This window comes from Paenibacillus residui (assembly GCF_042677205.1).
GTDB lineage: Bacteria > Bacillota > Bacilli > Paenibacillales > NBRC-103111 > Paenibacillus_L > Paenibacillus_L residui.
This window is the reverse complement of sequence record NZ_JBHTIU010000031.1, coordinates 1-19,051: the sequence shown is the minus strand read 5'-3', so window position 1 is coordinate 19,051 and position 19,051 is coordinate 1. Positions and strand designations below refer to the sequence as shown.

Below are 19,051 nucleotides of genomic sequence, written 5' to 3'. Positions count from 1 at the left end.
GTAAAAATAAAAAACTCCGTCCGATAAGGACGAAGTTAAAGTGCAGGTTTGGGAAAAGAAACCGTGAAGGCATTCTATCGCACAACTGAGATTGGCCGCAGCAACCGAGGCTCTCCCGGCGCACGTTGGCGGACTGAGGGTGGATATAGCTTTCATTCTCCTTCGGCGGTTATCCGTCTATCCGCGCAAGCTCCTTCTCGACTTCATCGAGCTGATCCTCGCCGAACACTTGGTACCCATGTTTGCGCAGCAGCTCTGTCGTCACCCCTTCTCCCGGCACCTTCGTATCGGTAAAGGTTCCGTCATAGATAAACAAAGTACCACACGACGGGCTGTCCTGCTTCAGAATGACCAGAGCGACCTGATGCTCATTGGCCAAACGAAGGGCGGCCTGCGCTCCTTTCTCAAACTCGGCGGTGACATCCACCCCGGCTCCGGTAACGACCTTGTCGCCTTGTCTCTGCGCATCCGGACGGGGAATCGGCAGGCCTCCGACGACTTCCGGGCAGATGGGGATGAGGCGCCCTTCATCGTGCCACTTCAGAAAACGGGGGTCCAGACAAGGAACATCTCCCTCGTCATATCTGACCTTCTGGCCGAGCAGGCATGCGCTGACTAATATTTTCTTCATCGTAGTTTTCACTCTCCCGTAACCTTAGCATTATTTTGCGGCTGAATCCCAAATTTCCGTTGTATAGGCTTTGGACAGATCGGCTTCTTCTTTAATTACTCCGAACTGGTAGGCGATATCGGCCGTCTGCTTGAACAAGGCCGGATCGATGCGGCCGATCTGCGACGGATCGGTCCCCTTGGGCAGAATCAGCTCTCCTATCGCTTTCATCATGCTCAACTGGTGTTCTCTTGTCGTGCTTCCTTCATCCACGCTTTTCATGACAATATCGACGGCGGCCTCCGGATTTTCAATCGCATCGGCCCAGCCTCTGATCGAGGCACGCAGAAACTTGACCGCGGCATCCCGATTGTTCTCCAGCCATTCCGTGTTGGCGAACAGATTGTCCTGCAGCATCGCGACCCCTTCATCGTTCATATCGATGACATTCAGGTCCGATTCCGGAATGCCTTGACTCAGCACCAAGGGAAATTCATTATGCGTAAGGGCGGACGCCGTGTCCAATTGATCGTTGAAAAACTGATCCATCGTAAACCCCTGCTTCGTCAATTTCACATCGCTGTCGGCGTCGATCCCGTATTTGTCCAACAAAGCCAGAATTTCGAATTCAAGGCCGCCCATCCAGCTTCCGATTTTTTTGCCTTTCAAATCCTCCGGACGGTTAATGCCTGCCGATTTTTTGGAAACGAGCACCAGACCGCTTCTCTGGGAAATTTGGGCGATTTCCACCAAAGGAAAGCCTTCCTCTTGATGCGACAGCAGGCTCGCTACCCAAGAGTTCCCAATGTGGGCCGTGCCATTGGCAACCTGCTGCTCGGGGACGATGTCCGGACCGCCGGGCAATATTTCGACATCCAGCCCTTCTTCGCGGTAATACCCTTTCTCCAGGGCCACAAAATAACCGGCGAATTGAGTTTGCGGAAGCCACTTGAGCTGAAGCTTCACTTTGACCGGCTTGGTTTCTTCTCCGGCTCCGGTTGGTTTGCTTTCCCCGCCGCCGCAGGCGGACAGAACCAGAGACAGCGAAAGCAGCAAGCTGAGAATCCAGGCGGGGCGAATCCATTTAAAGTTTGATTTCATGTTATCATCTGCGCTCCTTCTATGTGGATGTTTTCCGGGAGGAATGCCAGCGGATGGCCAGCTTTTCTATTTCCTCAATAAGAATGTATAAAATAACTCCGACCGCCGATGCGACCACGATGCAGGCCCAGCCCATGGACATTTTGGCTACTTTAATGGAGTTGGAGAGCAAGTACCCGATTCCACCGGACGAGTAAAAAAATTCGCTCACTATAGCGCCGATCATACTGGCGGTCGCATTGATTTTCAGAGCGGTAAACAGATAAGGCAGGCAGTTGGGCAGCCTTACATAGCGGAACACCTCGCTCTTCCGGGCTCCGTAAGAATGCATCAGGTCAAGCGCCAGCGGATCGATCTGGGTTAAGCCTCTGTGAGCGTTGAATGCCATGGCCGCCATCGTCGTGATGGTGACTACCGCCACCCGTGAGCCGAGTCCGTCCCCGAACCATAGATTCATAATCGGCGCGAGCGCGATAATGGGGACGGCATTGAGGGCCGCGATGAAGATCAGGCCGGTCGAGCCCCAGCGGGGCCATTGAGTCGCCAAGAGGGCGACGGCAAAGCCGATGAGCGAGCCCGCCAGCATTCCCAGCAGAGCTTCCGCAACTGTATAACCGGCGTGTCTTGCCAGAACATCAATATTCGAGCTCAGCGCTTTCCAGATGGATGTGGGCAGCGGCAGTTGATGCACTTTGATATTCAGCAGGGTATGGAACCATTCCCACTGCCATAGAAGAATAAACAGTGCCCCGAATGCCGCCGGAACGGTATATTGTTTCAGGATGCGGACGGCAAATGTTATGGCTCTGCGACCAATCGGCGGGTGGCCGGCCTCTTGGTTTGACGAACGGGCGGCAGCTCCCTCCATCAGCGCTCACCTCCCTTATTGCGATAAGCCGGCTGCCAGGGGGTCAGAGCCCTCTCCAGCCCGCTGATGATTAAGTAATTGATTATTCCCGTTAAAGCGGCCGCCGCTACCGTGGACCAGAACAGATAAGTATTGGCCGGGCCGTAGTATAAATTGCGCAGCATAATAACGCCTAATCCATGCTGGGCGCCCATCATTTCAACCAAGATAGCCGCCGTAACCGAAAGTGGAGCGGCTATCTTCAACCCGCTGAACAACCCGGGCAGCCCGTTGGGCAAGCGCAGCTTCCAGTAGATGCTCCATGTCCTCGCGGCATAGGAGCGCATTAATTCCAAGGCCTGGGGACTTGTGCTCCGCAGCCCTTTGAGCAGGTTTAAATTGACCGGGAAAAAGGTTATATACGCAGCAATCACGATGCGTGACCAGTTCTCGTCCTGCACTATTCCGTAAATGATCGGTGCCAGCCCGAGCACGGGAATCATTTGTGAAATAATGATGTAGGGAAAGCTGACCCGTTCCACCCAAACGGACAGGCTCATGATAATCGCCAGCAGGGAGCCGACGGCAGCGCCGAGCAGAAATCCAAGACCCGCATTCATGAACGTGGACCAGCCTTCGTGCAGCAGGGTAGGGCTGTAGGTGAACAAGGTCGCCGCCATTTCATGAAGATAAGGCAGCTTGGATTGAGCCATATTGGTATCAAGCACTTCTGTTAAGTACCAGGATGCCGTCTCCCATAACACGAGCAGAGCCAAGCCGATTACAAACACCGGAAACAGCCGGTTGTGAATGATTTTCATGCTATACCCCTTCAAACCGATCCCGGATTTCCGTAATCAGCCGGAAAAACTCCGGGTCATTTCGCATGCTCTGGGTACGGGGGCGCGGCAGCGGAATATCGACCACCGCGGACAATCTGCCCGGATGCGGAGACAGGACGAATACCCGATCCGATAGAAAAACGGCCTCCGGAATGCTGTGCGTCACGAACACGACCGTGCTCTGGATTTGCTTCCAGATGGCGAGCAGTTCTTCGTTCAACCGTTCTCGCGTAAATTCATCGAGTGCGGAGAAGGGTTCATCCATCAATAAAATTTCCGGCCGGATCGCCAGCGCCCGCGCGATAGCTACACGCTGCTGCATGCCTCCGCTTAATTGCCAGGGGTATCTATCGCTGAAATTTCCGAGCCCCACCAGCTCCAGCAGCTCGTCGGCTCGTCTGTTACGCTCGGCCTTGGGGATGCTCATCATTTCCAGCGGCAGGGTAATATTCGCTTTAACCGTTCGCCAGTCATACAGCACGGGGCTTTGGAACACGATGCCGTATTTTTGCGAGAGACGTGCTTCCTTTGGCGATTTGCCGGCAATTTTGACTACACCGCTTGTGGGCTGCTGCAGATCGGCCATGATTCGCAGCAGCGTCGTCTTCCCGCAGCCGGAAGGGCCGAGCAGCGAAACGAACTCCCCTGCGCCCACTTCCAGGCTTACCTGATGCAGGGCCACCACTTCGGAACCTTCCGTCCGGTAGCGCATGCTGACATTTTCCACTTCAATTTCGGGCAACAACCGGGGCCCCCCCTTTAGATGTTTTGTCTCTTTGATCCATCATTGTTTTTACATATGTGCTTTTCCGGCGCATATTGCGGTACTGCGCAGGTGGCAGATCCGCACAACTCCATAGCCGCTTAATCGTCGGCTCAAGGAGCCCCTCTTTTCGCGCCGGGTGCAGCTTCCAGCGGGCAGTATCGCGCTGCACGACGGCAGCTCATCGACCGCATGGGGCTACGCCGGTCTTGAATTGTCGGGATATCTGTTGTACGATTTAAACGATACTATACCTACTTATTTACTTGGTTTTAACTTGTAATGGTCATCATACTAAATTTATTCACGAAAGTATAATTGAAAATGGTAATCGAACTGATTAATAATCGTAAAGATGGTGACAGGGATGCAGGTTCGCTTGATTAAAACGTTTCAAACGATTGTCAGAGAGGGAAGCTTTCACCGGGCGGCGGAAGTGCTGCGGTATTCTCAGCCCACTATAACTATGCAAATCAAAAGGCTGGAAAATGAACTGGGCGTCACGTTATTCGAGCGGGGGAAAACGATGAAGCTGACGAAGGCCGGCCAATTTGTATATCATCGCGCCGGTGCCTTGCTGAAAGAATATACGGATTTCAACCGTTCCGTCGAGGAATTCCGTCAAGGGGAGGCCGGAGTCCTTCACATAGGCGCCTCGGAGCCGTCCGCCACTCAGCGGCTGCCGCAGATCCTGGCGGCCTTCCTGGAGCAGAAGCCGAATGTTCAAATCCAAATCGCCGTCGGAACTAATCAGCAATTGATGCAGATGGTGCTGGACGATCAGGTCGATTTCGCCCTCTGCCATCAGCCGGAGCCTCATCTGTTCGCCCTATGCAGACGGTCGGATGCCAATGTGGAGCTGGAGTTCCACCCGTTCGGCTTCGAGCGGTTTGTCCTGCTGCTTCCCGGGGATCATCCCCTGGCTGAAGAGCCTGAGCTTTCTTTGGAGAAGCTGGCCAAGGAGCGCTTTCTGCTGACTCCGGCGGCTTGTCCTTTCCAGATCAAGCTGGACTCGATCCTGTCACGCAAGCTGGGTATGACGCTGCAGAACCACATTGAAGTAGCCAGCATCACGGCGCTTAAGTATTACGTTCAGGCCGGGCTGGGGTTGGCCTTCGTGCCCGAGGTGGAGGCTTCCGTGCTGCCCTCCGGAACAATGGCGAGGCGGATGGATTTTCTCGAGGCCGGGCCCGAGCTCGGCATCCTTGCCCAGCGGAACACCTTCGTGAAGGACTCCATCTGTGAAGCCATGTTTGAAGTCTTCCGCCGGCATCTGGAGCAGCGGTAATTTACAGGGGGCACGGGTTGACCGCGAGCTTGACTGCAGGAAAACGCTGGTGCCTCCTGCCAGCCTGCAAATTAATCAGCGCACAGCCGTTCGTTGCTCGAAATCCCTTTGCGCCAAAGGAAAACTTCGGCCAGTCTTATCCGGCCAAGGCGCCCGGGTTACCCGTTATGATTTAGTAAGCCCACGGTCTGAAGACTGGTTATGGTAGCAGGGCACACCAACAAACGGCAATCAAGAATAAAAGTATGTTTATAAGCTTGTGACTAGAGCATCACAAGCTTTTATAATCATTAAATCTATATAAATAAACATAAAGACGCGGAATCCCGAAAAAATATTGTGCATATATAATTGAAAATAAACAATTTTATTGACTGAATATTAAGAATCGTTGTATTATTACGATACACAAACGAACAATACTTGCTATGAAATGAACATAAATGAGCGAGGGGGTTGGATTTAAATCTGATTTTTTGACGAATATTAATTTGTCAGTCCGGGCGGAATTTTTATTGTACTAAAATTGAAAGCGCTTAAATTTACGGAAATGTAAACAAGGAGGAAAGAACTGTGAGAAAAGCACGTTTTTGGTCCGTTAGTATGCTTATCCCGGCCTTATTGCTGGCTGTTGTCGGCTGTTCTTCGGGGACGAACGGCAGCCCCCAGGGCAATTCCAACGGAGGCTCCCAAGGCTCGGGGCAGAAGATTACGATCGAATATTGGCACGTCAATTCCAATGACTGGGGCGGTAATGAAGTCAAGAAAATTATTGATACGTTTAACGAAACGAACGAGAACATTCAAGTGGTAGGAAAGTATATTCCCAACCAATACCAAGGGGTCATCCAGCAAGCGCAGGCAGCCATTGCCGGAGGCCATCCTCCCGATGTGGCCATGATGGGCTACAATTATCTGTCCTATGTGAACGGCAACCTGCCATATACCCCAATAATGGAAGTCGCCGCGATGGATAAAGAAGAGCCTAATTTCATACAGGACAACTTTTTGCCGAATATTGTTGAGCTAAGCAAGGCGGATGACGGCACGATAGTCGGATTATCGTACGGTCTGAGCAATCCGGTTCTTTATTACAATGCCGATATGCTTAAAGAAGTAGGCTGGGACCCGGACAGCCCGCCCAAGACTTGGGAAGAAGTCATGGAGTTAAGCGAGAAGGTGCGGGATCAGACGGGCAATTACGGGCTGTATATTCAAGAACCGCCGGATAACTGGGCCCAATACGCTCTGGTCAAATCTAACGGGGGGGATTGGCAGGAAGGCGACGGAGGGAATAGGAAGGTAGTCGTAGACTCTCCCGAAGTTGTCGAGGTTTATCAAATGATGGGAGACATGGTCAAGAACAAGCTTGCTTTCCACGCCAAACAGGAGGAAGGCCAGCAGGCATTCGGCAACGGTAAAATCGCCATGCTGTACACAACCATCGGACGGATGAAAGGCATTCAAGAGCAGAGCAATTTCGATCTTCGCACAACCACATCGCCTACGTTTGGAAACAAGCCGAGATCGATACCGGCCGGGGGCAACTCTTTGGTCGTGTTTACCAAGGATCCGGATAAGCAGAAGGCAGCATGGGAGTTTATCAAATATTTGCAGTCTCCCGAAGCATTAACCCGATGGGTGGAAGGGACCGGTTATTTGCCTCCCCGTGAAGGAGTGGCCGAAGATCCCAACGGTCTGAAGCCTTTCCTTGAATCCAATCCCTTAATGAAAGCGGCAATCGAGCAAAAAGATTCTACGGTACAATGGGCCAACTTCCCGGGGGAGAACGGACTTCAGGCGGAACAAGCGCTTATCGATGCCAGAGATCAGATTCTCAACGGAACGAGCAGTGCGCAGGATGCCATGACCAAGGCCGCAGAGCGGATCAGGGAGTTGTTGAAATAAAAGTTAGGGGAATGGGGTTCGAATAATGACGGTATTCAAAAAACTTAAACCGTATCTTTATCTGGCGCCTGCCGTCATTCCGATTGCGGTCTTCGTGTATTATCCGCTTGTGAAGTCGGTGGAAATCAGCTTTCTCAGCTGGAATATGGTGAGCCCTAACCGCAAGTGGGTAGGGCTGGACAATTACGTGCATTTGCTGACAAGCGCGGAATTTTGGAAATCGGTGTGGAACACGGGAATGTATATTGTATTGCTGCTTCTTCTTCTGCTTGTCGCCCCTTTTTTCGTAGCTTATGCGGTGACTCGGGTTCGCGGCAAAATGCAGTCGTTCTTGAAGAGCGCCATTTTCGTTCCTACCGTTCTGTCTCTGGCGGTAGCTTCCATCGTTTTCTTATGGCTGTTCAATCCGATCAGCGGTTCGGTGAACCATTTGATAGGCTTGATCGGGCTGCCGAGCGTCAATTGGCTGTCCGATCCCGGTTGGGCACTGATCTCGATCGTCATCATCACCTCATGGAAAACGTTCGGTTACCATTTTATTTTACTGTTGTCCGGTATTTTGTCCGTACCGCAGGACATCGTGGAGGCGGCCCGCATCGATGGCGTAAGCAGCAGCATGGGGCTGATCCGGAAAATTTACATCCCTCTATCCGGGGGAACGATTATGTTTGTTTTTGTTATCACCGTTGTTCTTGGCATCCAATGGTCGTTCGTGCCTATTCAGATGCTGACGAACGGCGGACCGGATCAGGCTACCACGCACTTGGTCTATACGGTTTACCAGTATGCCTTCCAATTTTTCAGAAGCGGTCTGGCCTCCGCTGTTTCGGTTCTCACCTTCATAGCTTTCAGCGGATTGATTATTTTCCAGGCATTAGTGATGGAACGGAGGGTGCACTATGAAAATTAGTTTCAACTGGTGGCACCTGCTGCTCATCGTTGCACTGCTGCTCAGCTTCTTTCCGCTCATTTGGATGGTCAGCACTTCTTTGAAGGAAACAGGACAAATCTTTAGCGATTTTCTCAATCCGATCCCTCTGCCGATAACGTTTGAACATTTCCAACATGTTATGGTTAGTTCACCTATGTCCCGGTTTGTGTTCAATTCGTTCATTGTCGCAGCGGCGGCTACGATCTTTCAGGTGTTAACGAGCATATTGGCAGCCTACGCGTTAACCCAATTCGAGTTCAGGGGCAGATATGCGCTGTTCTACATTATCGTGGCCAGCATGCTGATTCCCGTCTTGGTAACGATGCTGCCGAACTATTTGCTGCTCAGCAGATGGGGGCTTCTCAACAGCTATGCCGCTATTATTTTGCCGCAGCTGGCTAATGGGATGGGTGTTTTTTTCCTGAGGCAGTCGTTCCGCACCATTCCCAAAGCACTGCTGGAGTCGGCGCAGGTGGAAGGGGCCAGTGACTGGCAGCGCATGTGGCTCATTGTCGTTCCGGCCGTCCGGCCGATGATCGTGGCGATTGGGATTATCTTTTTTATCAATGTTTGGAACGAGTATTTCTGGCCTTTGATGGTCATTAACGATGAGAACATGTTCACGATTCCTCTGGCCCTGCAGCTATTTATTAACTCGGAAGGGGGAACCTCTTGGGGGCCGATGATGGCTGTCGCCACTCTGGCGTCCATTCCGCCTGTGCTCGCCTTTTTGCTTGTGCAGAAGCATATCATCAGCAGCTTTCTGAGTGCCGGTGTGAAATAATAGTGAAACGGGAGGCAACTTTATGAACGGCAAAGTATGGCTTATAAAAACGGTATTTTCTGTTTTAAGTGTACTGCTTGCAGCTTCCGGACTTGTTGTTTCACCTAAGGACCAGATCGTGTACGCCAGTGAGAGGGTGGTCGGACAATCCCTCTGGATTACGGAAATTATGTATGATGCCCCCGGCAGTGACAATGGAGCCGAATATGTGGAGATTTCCAATGCGGGACAGGAGCCTCTCGATATAAGCGGATACTATATCGGGGATGCGGCAGCGAAGGGCGCCAACGAAGGGATGTACCGGTTTCCGCAAGGAACCGTCATCGGAGCCGGGGAGTCGGTAGTGATCACCCAATCAGCGATCATTACCCGTGAAAGATACGGCTTTACCGCCGATTTTGAACTTCCCATGCATGCAACCTACAATCCTCGGCCGGATCCGAATGTCCCGGATATGCTGGCGGATAATGTCTGGGGGAAAGGATACCTCAGTCTGGCCCAGGGGGGCGACGATATATTGTTGATGGATAACAATCAACAGGTCATCGATTATGTCCCCTATATAATCGAGAGGAAGCTGAACGGAATTACCTACAAGGCAGCTCCGGCGATGACTCAGCATGTCCAGTCCCTGCAGCGGATATATACTACCGGAGATGCATCGATAGATTTCTGGCCGCTTGCGCCGACTCCCGGTTCCTACAAATTTCGAAGCGACGAGCCGCATCCGTTCCCTGGTCCGATGATCAGTCGTTCCCTGCTGATTACGGAAGTTCTATATGACGCGATTCACGATGAAGATACCGGGGAATTCATTGAAATTACGAATATCGGCGATGATGTAATCGATATAAGCGGCTACCACATTGGCGATTCCGAGTTCCCGAGAGTGGGCAGTGCCGGGGAAGGAATGTTCAAATTTCCCGAAGGAACCTCGATCAAGCCGTATCAGGTGATCGTCGTAGCGGGCAATGCCCAAGGGATTAAAGCCAGGTACGGCGTTACTCCGGATTTTGAATTGGATGATTCCATGCCGGAGGTTCCGACTCTGAAGAAAAATACGGCTTGGGCGGACGGTACAGTCCGGCTGGCGAATGCCGGCGATCAGGCTCTGCTTTTCGACCGGGATATGCAAATTATCGATGCGGTGGTCTGGAAAGATCCGGCGCCATTCCCGGGGGTTACCCCTTACGATACGACGATATTTGGAAATAACGGGCATTCGATCGAAAGGTTGAATGAAATCGATACGAATAATTGTGCGATCGATTTTGTCGCCCAGCCTAACCCTTCTCCGGGTGTGATTCTATTCGGGCCATATGCCGATGAAAGCCGTATTCCGGACAGAACGCTGCGGGAAGACGTCCTGGCTGCGCGGGAGCCTGCCAACGGCCTTGTTGTATCGCCTACGATTGTGGCCTATGGCGGCGATGCAGTCAATGCACCGGAAAATACCCTGGCCGCAGTCGACAAGCTGCTCGAAACCGAGGCCGCCCACATTATGCTTCCTGTCCGGGAAACATCCGATGGCTACCTGGTCTTGATGAAGGACCATACGTTGAATCGGACTACCAATGGAAAGGGCCGTGTCGATAAGAACACGTGGGAGACAATCCGGGCGCTGGACGCAGGAAGCTGGTTCTCTCCGCAATTCGCAGGGGAGCGGGTGCCTCTTCTATCCGAAGTGTTGGATAGGATAGAAGGCAAGCTGATCCCGGTTATTAAGGCGGATAGTGCGGAAACGGCGGCCAAGGTGGTGCAGCTGCTGGAGGAGAAACAAATGCTCGATGCCCTCATCGTCTCAGAGAATGAGCATGTGGTCGCCGGTGTGCGGGAAATGAACCGTGAATTGCGCGGAGGAATTATCTACGGGAACCATCCTTTAAACAAGGCGCAGCTTCAGAAGATCGTGTTAGCGGCACGCAAAAGCGGTGCTTCCGTCGTCATGCTGGATCACAGCAGGCTAACGGCCGACAGCATTCATTACTTGCGTATTCGCGGAATCACGGTATGGGGCATGAGCAGGCAGGAAGAGAAGGCAGCTCATGATTTGATTGCGATAGGGGCTGCCGGACTAGTAACGGAAAATCCCCGCGACGCCATTGCTTCGTTAAGCCAGTACGATGAAAAGACCGTCACCCAGCGTCCCCTTATCGGAGGTCATCGCGGCTCCCTCGATCAAGTGCCGGAGAATACGATGCCCGCATTTGAGCAAGCTTGGCTGGCAGGGGCCGATTTTATCGAAACCGACATACTGGAAACCAAGGATGGGCATCTCATTCTGATGCATGATGATAATGTGGACCGGACGACGGACGGAACCGGGAAGGTCAGGGATAAGACATTGGCTGAAATGAAACAGCTGAACGCCAACTATATCCAGCCATCGGACCCGGTCCAGGTACCGACGCTTATAGAATTACTGGAATGGGTCAATTCCAAGAAGAAGACGAGAGAAATGGCCTTGTTCCTGGAAATTAAAGCGCCCCATCTGGAACAAAAAATCATTGATCTTGTTAAGAGCTACGGTTTGGAACAAGATGTATTTATCATCACATTCCGCTTGGAGGAACTAAAGACGGTCCGCCAGCTGAACAAGGAGATCGGACTGGTCTATATCCATAACGGTCCGGCGCCCGTGGAAAATCCGCTTGGCCATGCGGATAAATTTATAAGGGAAGCGGTGAGGGAGAACGTCCATTTCAATCCTTCCAATTCCATGACTCCGGAAATGCTGGATTATGTGAAACACCGGGGGCTTGTCACTTTTGCCTGGCCGATAAGTGACGTGACTGATAATCCGAACGATTATGCCGGTGTACCGGTTGCGGTAGAAGCCCCCGATCAGTTGACGATGAAGGTGGGCGAGTCCGCTTCGATATCCGGGTCCGTGCAATATCGGTCATACACCGGGCAGCCGGCTCCCTTGTTCATCCGGCCCCTGGATCCGGAATCCCAGTTGATCGCCGTAGGCGAAGACGGAACGAGCATGACCGCGCTGGCCGAAGGCCAAGCCTGGGTCCAGGCTTATTACCGGTACGAATTTGCCGATGAGCAGTGGACGCTGGTTGCCGGGCCGACTAAAATCAATATTAGGCCATAGATAATGAAAAACCTCTGGATGACCGCCTTTTCGGTCTTCCGGAGGTTTTTTTTGAGGAAATAAGAAAGTATAAGTTTCACCTTATACCCGTTCTTATATTTCATCGGTAAACGCGCCAGTCCAAAGGACGGCGATAGCCGTTAATCCTTGCCCTATTAGAAAGTTTAAGTGCATTAAAGCAATAAATGAAACAACTTTCTAATCGGCATAAAAAGCTTCCGCTAAAGATGGATTCAACAACTTCTTCGAAAAGGCTTCGTTAGAAGCTTTTTTTTAAAAGTGGGAAATTGGCGAAAAGTCTCGATTCTAAGTGTACTTTTTCCATTTAGACGCGCCATTCCGTTTGCCCGGCACCATCAGATGGTGAAAATGGATGGATTTTCAAGGTAGAATAAGAGTTGAATTGCTTCAATAATGTGAAATTTGAAAACTAAATGGATTTCATACAGTTAGATTTCTATATTCGGAAGAAATATGGAAACTAACTGGAAAACCTACAGCTAGTTTGCGCCAAAACAGCCGTTTCGCCCAAAGTTGCCCATTTTAACTGTAGTTTATCCAGTTAGTTTGATCATTTTCGCCCATTCGCTTGAATCTACCTGTACAAAATACAGTTAGACGTGCCGCTCCGCTTGCAACGATGCCTGCAGACGGTAAAATAGACGGATTTTCAAGGTAGTTTAATCATTTTCTATCGTTCACTTCATTTTACCTGCATAAAATACAGTTAGTTGCTACCAATGAATGGGAATCCGTAGAGAGCAGATACTTCTTTATTACCCGGATATCTAGCTTCTTTTAAAAAGGAAGTTACCGTTTAAAACCACGCAGAGTCAGTGCAAAAAAACCGGAAGCTAGAGTTAGCCTCCGGTTTAAGGGTATATTTTCGATCCGGGGTGCACATCGGAAGCAAGAACTTCAGATTATCCCACATCACCTATAGAACATCATGGTCCACGTAACGTTCTCCGTTCATTTCGCTGATCACATTGATGGCTACCTTGGCACCGTCCCCTGCGGTAATGATCGTATGTACACTAACTCCCGCACAAGTACCCGCGGCCCAGATGCCGTCGATGTTTGTTTTTCCGCTGGAGTCCACCTGAATGATGGTTTTCACACGCGGCTCCGTACCGGGCGCCGTCTTGATTCCGCTTTTTTCCGCGAGGTCGGTTAAGAAGCCGGTAGCCAGTATGACGTGCTTGGCCGGATAGGAACCGTTTTCGGAATGAATGATGAAGCCTTCCTCCGATTTGGCAATTTCGACGGCTTTGTCGCGAACATATTCGGCTCCGAATGCTGCGGCTTGCTTGTTACCCACTTCAACTAGATCGGGTCCCTTAATGTCTTCCACACCGTAATGATTCTTGACCCAGGCCCGCCGCGTGACCCCTTGATCATTATCGATCACCAGTGTTTTCTTGCCGGATTTGGCAGCGAATATGGCAGCGCTTGCTCCCGCAGGTCCGGATCCAATAACGGCAATATCGTACATATTCATTGGCTCCTTTCTATTTATGAACTGAGTATGGCAGTACAATCTGATTTTACCATATCTAGAATTTTTATGGTTTTTATTTCCTGAATCTTTTTGAAGATAAGCTGCACTTCTATTACCTTACCGGCTGTCTGATAATGCTCCATAAAAATGTGTTATACTGTATATGATATAAGCAATTTCGTGGAGGCTGAACCCATGCAAGATGAAGATCGCAAGGACAACGAAGCCATGCAAAACCTGCCGCGAGGCATAGCCCTCAGTTGGGGGTTGGAAAAGGAGCCTCAGCGGGGACCGAAGCGCGAGCTTAGCATCCGGAAAATTGTCGATACTGCTATCCAGATTGCGGACAAGGATGGACTATCTGCGGTTTCCATGAACCGTGTTGCGGCTTCGCTGGGATATACGGCGATGTCCTTATACAGATACATTCCGAGCAAGGAAGATTTATTGCTCCTTATGCAGGACGCTGTGTGCGATATCCCCATTCCGCCCGAGGAGAAGGATGAGGATTGGAAAAACGGCATGCGGGAGTATGTACAAGCTTGCATCCAGATTTTGCGGGAACACCCTTGGTTTTTTGACATTCCGATTACAGGGGAACCATATACCCCCAATATCCTTCAAATTGTCGAGTGGGGACTTCGGATCATGCGTCATTGTCCGTTAAGTGATCATGAGAAGATGTCCATCGTGCTGTTGTTAAACAGTTACGCCCGATCTTGGGGAGGAATTATCCGGGATATAGATAAGGCGGTTCAAGCAGGCAGCCGTTCTGCTGCCCCAAGCACATCAGATATACATAATGCGCTTAAGTATTTAGTGACCCAAGAACAATTCCCCCAGCTTTATGCAATGGTGAAATCAGGCACGTATGCCGGGGAGAATGAGTCGGATGATGGAAGCAACGACTTCGAATTTGGATTGGAACGAATTCTGGACGGGATTGAGTACTACCTTAATCAAAGACAAGCGGAAAATGGAAAATAGACCGGCTGTCTCAAAGTGTTCGCAACGGGGACGTCCTGAACCGGCAAAACTGCGAAAACGAGAAAAAGAGTAAGGCCAGTGGTATATCGCTGCCCACTGGGCACAAGGGAAAGCCAGCCGTCCCTTTATGCATGAAGGTCGCATTCGGACTCGTTAGGACGTCGCAAAGTCGCAAAGACGCAAAGACGCAAAGACGAGCAATAGTACATTGAAATCCTGCCTTTTACCAAAAAAAGAGCGAAAGACGCTCAAATGTGCAGGTCTTTTCTCACAAAATGGAGCGATTTCGCAAAAATCTCTCCAAAGACCTGCATTATCGCTTTAGAATAAGGCAGTGCGCGGCTTTTTTCCAAAAAGACCTGCAGTTTTGCTCGTCTTTTACACTATCCGATCAGATGACCGAGGCTGGGGTTGTCCCCTAAACCCGGTGTTAAAGGCAGCTTTTTATGTCCATTAGAAAAGACCTCGAACCCACTCCATGGCGGGATTTGAGGTCTTTTTTGCTTCATATTGGAGACGCCGCCGTATGTTATGCGACCCCAGCTCATACTTGACAGGACTCTTCATGCAAGAGGGTCATTAACGGCGCCCTGCTTTTCGCTGAAATGCCCGGATGCTCCATACGAGAGAAATAAGAATGATAAGCACGCACCATCCGATAGCCCACCAGACTTGATTACCTATCGGGGTTCCGGTGAGCAGCCCGCGGATGGTTTCGATCACCGGAGTAATCGGCTGATGATTAGCGATCCACTGCAATCCGTCCGGCATCGTCTCCGTCGGGACGAATGCGCTGGACAGATAGGGAAGAAAGAGCAGGATGAAGCCGTAACCATTGGCGGCGGATGCGCTTCCCGCGACTAATCCGATTGCTGCATACAGCCATGTGAGCGCCAGGATAAACAATAAGATGATGGCCAGGGCGCCAATCCATTCAAGCACATTTGCGGTAGTGCGGAACCCTACGATGAAAGCAACGCCGATGACTACCAGAGTAGCAAGCAGGTTGCGCACCAAACTTACGATAATGTGCCCGAAGATGACGCCTGAGCTGCTGACCGGCATCGTCCGGAATCGGTCAATGATTCCGTTCGTCATGTCTTGGGCTACACTTACCGCCGTACCGGCCGACCCGAAGCCGGCACATAACAAAATGATGCCCGGAACGACATAATTGACATAATTGCCGCTGGCATCCAGCGCTCCGCCGAAGACGTAGGTAAACAGGAGCATGAGCAGGATCGGGAGCAATAGGGCCATAATCAATGCCTCAACGTCGCGCAGGGAAAGACGGAGGCTGCGTCCGATGAACGCAAGATGAGCAGCTCCGAAAGAAGCTTTTTTGGACGGATTTATCGAAATATTCATCTTTTACACCGCCTCCTTCTTGTCCTCGGACGTCAATTCGAGAAAGACATCATCCATACTGGGCCGGCGAATGCTGATTTTGGTTGCATCAGGAACCGTACCGGCCAGCTCTCCAAGCGCCCGCATAACCCCTTGAATACTTCCGCAGGTAGGAATGCTGCGGATCAGTTCATCCTTGTCATTGCGCAGCTCAATCACCTCTTCGCTTACGCGGGATTTAAGCTCCTTGACCGTTCCGGAGGCTGCGACCTTCCCCTTATGAATCACCGCAATCCTATCCGCCAATTGATCGGCTTCTTCCAAATACTGTGTTGTCAGGAAAATCGTCATCCCCTGCTCTTTGAGCTGCGTGATGATGTCCCACAGGGTGCGCCGGCTGTTCGTATCCAGTCCGGTCGTCGGTTCGTCCAGAAATAATATGGGGCGGCTGACCACCAGGCTGATGGCGAGATCCAGGCGCCGCCGCATGCCGCCTGAGTAGGTTTTGACATACTTGCGGGCGGCTGCCGTCAGATCGAAGGCTTGCAGCAGCTCGTCGGCGCGGGCCCGGGATTCCGCTGCGGTCAGTCCCGAAAGTCTGCCGATCATGCGCAGATTCTCCTCTGCCGTCAGCATCTCATCAACGGCTGCATACTGGCCGGTGAGACTGATGGACTGCTTTACCTTACTCTTCTGGGCAGTGAGATCATATCCTCCCACCTTGACGGTCCCGGCGTCGGGAGCCACTAAGGTAGACAGAATATGGATGAGTGTAGTTTTGCCGGCTCCGTTAGGGCCCAGCAAGGCAAATACAGTACCTTTCTGGACCGAAAGATCAATGCCGTCCAGAACAACCTGTTGACCGAATGCTTTGCGCAGCCCGACTACTTCAATAGCTAACGAACTCATTGCATTCCCCTTTCTGTATATATCATATACCGTTTATAGTATAAACAGTATATGATATATACAATTAAATATCAAGGTTTTTTTGTGCATTGCAGAGGCGCCTCCATCAAAGTGCCGTTCTTCCCGGTGCGCCGCGGCTTCTCATTTTCAAGTACGCAATGTCCCGTCCGGAAGAATATTAAAATATGGCTTAAACGGTTTGAATTATGACCTGCATCGGCTTCTCCAATCGGGTATTTTTCAAAATAGGAGTTCGCTCCGGCTCTTGTAGCCGGCGGCCGTCTATTAAATAGATATGGGGAGGGATTGGATATTGAAAGTATTGGCGATCGGGGCTCACCCGGATGATATTGAAATTTCCTGTGCAGGAACGCTGGCCAAGATGGTCGAGGCCGGTCATGAAGTGGTGTTGTGTCATGCCAGCGACGGGGATAAAGGTCATTACGAAATCCCCGCTTCTGAGCTGGTGCCCATTCGCAGACGAGAGGCCGAGCAGGCCGGGGCTGTCATTGGCAGCCGTGTCGTTTCGCTGGGGCTCCGGGATGGGGAAATTTGGCCGGAGCAAGAGGAGATCCGTCTGAAATTCATCGACTTGATGTGCACGGTTCAACCTGATCTCGTGATCACACATGCTCCTAACGATTATATGCCAGACCATAATGCATTAAGCCGAATCGTCTTCGATACGACGTTCCTGGCCACGCTGCCCGGTGCATCCCGGCAGCACAAGCCCGCTGCGAAGGTGCCCGCATTGTATTACATGGACAATTTGTCGGGGATTGATTTTCAGCCGACTCTCTATGTGGATATTACGGCAACGTTCGGCACCAAGCTTGAAATGCTGAAGAAGCACCAGAGCCAATTGGTCTGGCTCAAAAACCATGACAACGTAGATATTCTGGACAGCGTGATGACGATGAACAAATTCCGCGGAATGCAGGCCGGCTGTGCGTATGCAGAAGGATTTATTCAGCATATGGCCTGGAGCAGGCCAAACGCTGTCCGATTTCCGGTTTGATAAGAGAACATGAGAGGAGAAGAGCGGACATGATACGTTTTGCAGTGGTGGGTACGGGATGGGTCGCGAAGGAGTATATGAAGGCGATTCGCTCGAACCGGGAGGCTGAATTGTACGCCGTGGTGACCGGCGATGCCGAACGGGCAGGGAACCGGTTGGCGGAGCTGGGAATGGAAGCGCGCATCTATACGAATTACGAAGAGATGATCAAGGAACCGAACATAGATGCCGTTATCCTATGCTCGACCCCCGATGTGCGCCCTGATCAGGCCAAGCTGGCGGCAAGGAATGGCAAGCATCTGGTGCTGGAGAAACCTTTGGCCATGAACATGGAGGCCATGAGGCAGATGGCTCCGGCGATAGAAGAGTCGGGGATAACGGCCATCGCGAGCTTCGTGCTGCGCTGGAATCCGGCCATCGAGATGATCAGAGCACTAATCCGGGATGATGCCGTCGGACGTATTTTCATGGCCCAAATCGATTATTGGAACCATATCGGCCCGCAATTTCCCCAGTACCGGTGGAGCACCAAGACAGAGCTTGGCGGCAGCAGCATGCTGTCGGCCGGATGCCATGCCGTGGATGCACTGAGATATTTTGCGGGCGATATCGTCGAAGTAACGGCCTATAGCTGTGCTACGCGTGCGGATTCCGACTACGAATTCGATCCGAATGTAATAGCTCTCTTCAAGCTGAAGAATGGCGGGATCGGCAAAGTATCCTCTTCCCTGGAGTGCAGGACGCCCTATAAATTTAACATTCACCTTCTGGGGGACAAGGGAACAATCATGAATAACCGGGTATTCAGCGACAAGTTTCCAGGACAAACGGATTTCGCCACCTTCCCGGTCGTTTTGCCGGAAAGCGGTGATGTATCGCATCAGCCTTTCGAGATGGAAATTGCTGAATTCGTGGAGGCTGTCCAAACCAAGAGACCGACCCGATGCGATTTTAAAGATGCGTACAAATCGATGGAAGTATGCTTTGCTATAGACCGGTCCATCGCTACGGGCGAGAAAATTTCGCTCGAAGCTTGAGTCCCCTTGGATAGTGTAAAATCTCTGTGGGTGTAGGAATTGGAAAAAGCGGATATAGAAAAAGAGCTTCTCCCT

16 protein-coding genes are annotated in these 19,051 nt (G+C 51.3%); 8 read left to right on the top strand and 8 right to left on the bottom strand.

Going from position 1 to position 19,051, the window contains the following annotated elements:
- Positions 1-169: 169 nt before the first annotated feature.
- Genes ACFQ03_RS10145 through ACFQ03_RS10125 form a run of 5 tightly spaced genes read right to left on the bottom strand, consistent with a single transcriptional unit; the run spans position 170 to position 4,112 of the window.
- Positions 170-631 (bottom strand): DUF523 domain-containing protein, encoded by a 462-nt coding sequence (locus tag ACFQ03_RS10145; RefSeq protein WP_144940546.1) that lies wholly within the window; start codon positions 629-631, stop codon positions 170-172.
- 30 nt (positions 632-661) lie between these two features.
- Positions 662-1,711 carry an ABC transporter substrate-binding protein gene (locus ACFQ03_RS10140; RefSeq protein WP_379287908.1) on the bottom strand — a complete coding sequence of 350 codons (1,050 nt, stop codon included), beginning with the start codon at positions 1,709-1,711 and terminating at the stop codon, positions 662-664.
- Positions 1,712-1,730: 19 nt separating this feature from the next.
- The gene (locus ACFQ03_RS10135; protein WP_379287906.1) at positions 1,731-2,579 is read right to left on the bottom strand and encodes an ABC transporter permease; all 849 of its coding nucleotides are present in this window, start codon (positions 2,577-2,579) and stop codon (positions 1,731-1,733) included.
- Positions 2,579-3,379, bottom strand: coding sequence for an ABC transporter permease (locus tag ACFQ03_RS10130; RefSeq protein ID WP_379287904.1), 801 nt, complete (start codon positions 3,377-3,379; stop codon positions 2,579-2,581). The genes ACFQ03_RS10135 and ACFQ03_RS10130 overlap by 1 nt, the downstream gene beginning before the upstream one ends.
- Position 3,380: 1 nt before the next feature.
- A complete protein-coding gene (locus ACFQ03_RS10125; RefSeq protein WP_379288029.1) occupies positions 3,381-4,112 on the bottom strand; it encodes an ABC transporter ATP-binding protein in 732 nt (243 codons plus the stop codon).
- Positions 4,113-4,542: 430 nt separating this feature from the next.
- Between ACFQ03_RS10125 and ACFQ03_RS10120 the strand changes: the two genes are divergently transcribed.
- The 5 genes from ACFQ03_RS10120 to ACFQ03_RS10100 all read left to right on the top strand — a co-directional run bounded on the left by ACFQ03_RS10120 (position 4,543) and on the right by ACFQ03_RS10100 (position 12,177).
- Positions 4,543-5,451: a LysR family transcriptional regulator gene (locus ACFQ03_RS10120; RefSeq protein WP_186328470.1), complete on the top strand. Its 909-nt coding sequence runs from the start codon at positions 4,543-4,545 to the stop codon at positions 5,449-5,451.
- A gap of 573 nt (positions 5,452-6,024) precedes the next feature.
- On the top strand, positions 6,025-7,359 hold the full coding sequence (locus ACFQ03_RS10115; RefSeq protein WP_144940536.1) for an ABC transporter substrate-binding protein: 1,335 nt from the start codon (positions 6,025-6,027) through the stop codon (positions 7,357-7,359).
- Between the two features lie 25 nt (positions 7,360-7,384).
- Positions 7,385-8,269, top strand: a complete 885-nt coding sequence (locus ACFQ03_RS10110; protein WP_144940534.1) for a carbohydrate ABC transporter permease — start codon at positions 7,385-7,387, stop codon at positions 8,267-8,269.
- Positions 8,259-9,074, top strand: coding sequence for a carbohydrate ABC transporter permease (locus ACFQ03_RS10105; RefSeq protein WP_144940532.1), 816 nt, complete (start codon positions 8,259-8,261; stop codon positions 9,072-9,074). Before ACFQ03_RS10110 ends, ACFQ03_RS10105 begins: the two co-directional genes overlap by 11 nt.
- Positions 9,075-9,096: 22 nt before the next feature.
- Entirely contained in the window at positions 9,097-12,177 is a 3,081-nt protein-coding gene (locus ACFQ03_RS10100; protein WP_379287900.1) for a glycerophosphodiester phosphodiesterase family protein, read from the top strand.
- Between the two features lie 937 nt (positions 12,178-13,114).
- Here the strand turns inward: ACFQ03_RS10100 and ACFQ03_RS10095 are convergent.
- Complete coding sequence (locus tag ACFQ03_RS10095; RefSeq protein ID WP_379287899.1) at positions 13,115-13,672, bottom strand: FAD-dependent oxidoreductase; 558 nt, start codon at positions 13,670-13,672, stop codon at positions 13,115-13,117.
- 201 nt (positions 13,673-13,873) lie between these two features.
- Here ACFQ03_RS10095 and ACFQ03_RS10090 point away from each other — a divergent pair, with 201 nt between their 5' ends.
- On the top strand, positions 13,874-14,665 hold the full coding sequence (locus ACFQ03_RS10090; RefSeq protein WP_379287897.1) for a TetR/AcrR family transcriptional regulator: 792 nt from the start codon (positions 13,874-13,876) through the stop codon (positions 14,663-14,665).
- Positions 14,666-15,244: 579 nt separating this feature from the next.
- On the opposite strand, the gene ACFQ03_RS10085 is transcribed toward ACFQ03_RS10090, so the two are convergent.
- The gene (locus ACFQ03_RS10085) at positions 15,245-16,033 is read right to left on the bottom strand and encodes an ABC transporter permease (RefSeq protein WP_379287895.1); all 789 of its coding nucleotides are present in this window, start codon (positions 16,031-16,033) and stop codon (positions 15,245-15,247) included.
- Positions 16,034-16,036: 3 nt separating this feature from the next.
- A complete protein-coding gene (locus ACFQ03_RS10080) occupies positions 16,037-16,921 on the bottom strand; it encodes an ATP-binding cassette domain-containing protein (protein ID WP_379287893.1) in 885 nt (294 codons plus the stop codon).
- A gap of 313 nt (positions 16,922-17,234) precedes the next feature.
- Here ACFQ03_RS10080 and ACFQ03_RS10075 point away from each other — a divergent pair, with 313 nt between their 5' ends.
- Positions 17,235-17,939, top strand: coding sequence for a PIG-L deacetylase family protein (locus ACFQ03_RS10075; protein ID WP_191964308.1), 705 nt, complete (start codon positions 17,235-17,237; stop codon positions 17,937-17,939).
- Between the two features lie 29 nt (positions 17,940-17,968).
- Positions 17,969-18,976, top strand: a complete 1,008-nt coding sequence (locus tag ACFQ03_RS10070; protein WP_379287891.1) for a Gfo/Idh/MocA family protein — start codon at positions 17,969-17,971, stop codon at positions 18,974-18,976.
- Positions 18,977-19,051 lie beyond the last annotated feature (75 nt).

Bases quoted from the DNA above. Each gene is read 5' to 3' on its own strand.
- ACFQ03_RS10125 (WP_379288029.1), bottom strand. From the start codon at position 4,112: ATGCGCTACCGGACGGAAGGTTCCGAAGTGGTGGCCCTGCATCAGGTA.
- ACFQ03_RS10145 (WP_144940546.1), bottom strand. From the start codon at position 631: ATGAAGAAAATATTAGTCAGCGCATGCCTGCTCGGCCAGAAGGTCAGA.
- ACFQ03_RS10080 (WP_379287893.1), bottom strand. From the start codon at position 16,921: ATGAGTTCGTTAGCTATTGAAGTAGTCGGGCTGCGCAAAGCATTCGGT.
- ACFQ03_RS10135 (WP_379287906.1), bottom strand. From the start codon at position 2,579: ATGGAGGGAGCTGCCGCCCGTTCGTCAAACCAAGAGGCCGGCCACCCG.
- ACFQ03_RS10095 (WP_379287899.1), bottom strand. From the start codon at position 13,672: ATGTACGATATTGCCGTTATTGGATCCGGACCTGCGGGAGCAAGCGCT.
- ACFQ03_RS10070 (WP_379287891.1), top strand. From the start codon at position 17,969: ATGATACGTTTTGCAGTGGTGGGTACGGGATGGGTCGCGAAGGAGTAT.
- ACFQ03_RS10130 (WP_379287904.1), bottom strand. From the start codon at position 3,379: ATGAAAATCATTCACAACCGGCTGTTTCCGGTGTTTGTAATCGGCTTG.
- ACFQ03_RS10100 (WP_379287900.1), top strand. From the start codon at position 9,097: ATGAACGGCAAAGTATGGCTTATAAAAACGGTATTTTCTGTTTTAAGT.
- ACFQ03_RS10085 (WP_379287895.1), bottom strand. From the start codon at position 16,033: ATGAATATTTCGATAAATCCGTCCAAAAAAGCTTCTTTCGGAGCTGCT.
- ACFQ03_RS10105 (WP_144940532.1), top strand. From the start codon at position 8,259: ATGAAAATTAGTTTCAACTGGTGGCACCTGCTGCTCATCGTTGCACTG.
- ACFQ03_RS10140 (WP_379287908.1), bottom strand. From the start codon at position 1,711: ATGAAATCAAACTTTAAATGGATTCGCCCCGCCTGGATTCTCAGCTTG.
- ACFQ03_RS10090 (WP_379287897.1), top strand. From the start codon at position 13,874: ATGCAAGATGAAGATCGCAAGGACAACGAAGCCATGCAAAACCTGCCG.
- ACFQ03_RS10110 (WP_144940534.1), top strand. From the start codon at position 7,385: ATGACGGTATTCAAAAAACTTAAACCGTATCTTTATCTGGCGCCTGCC.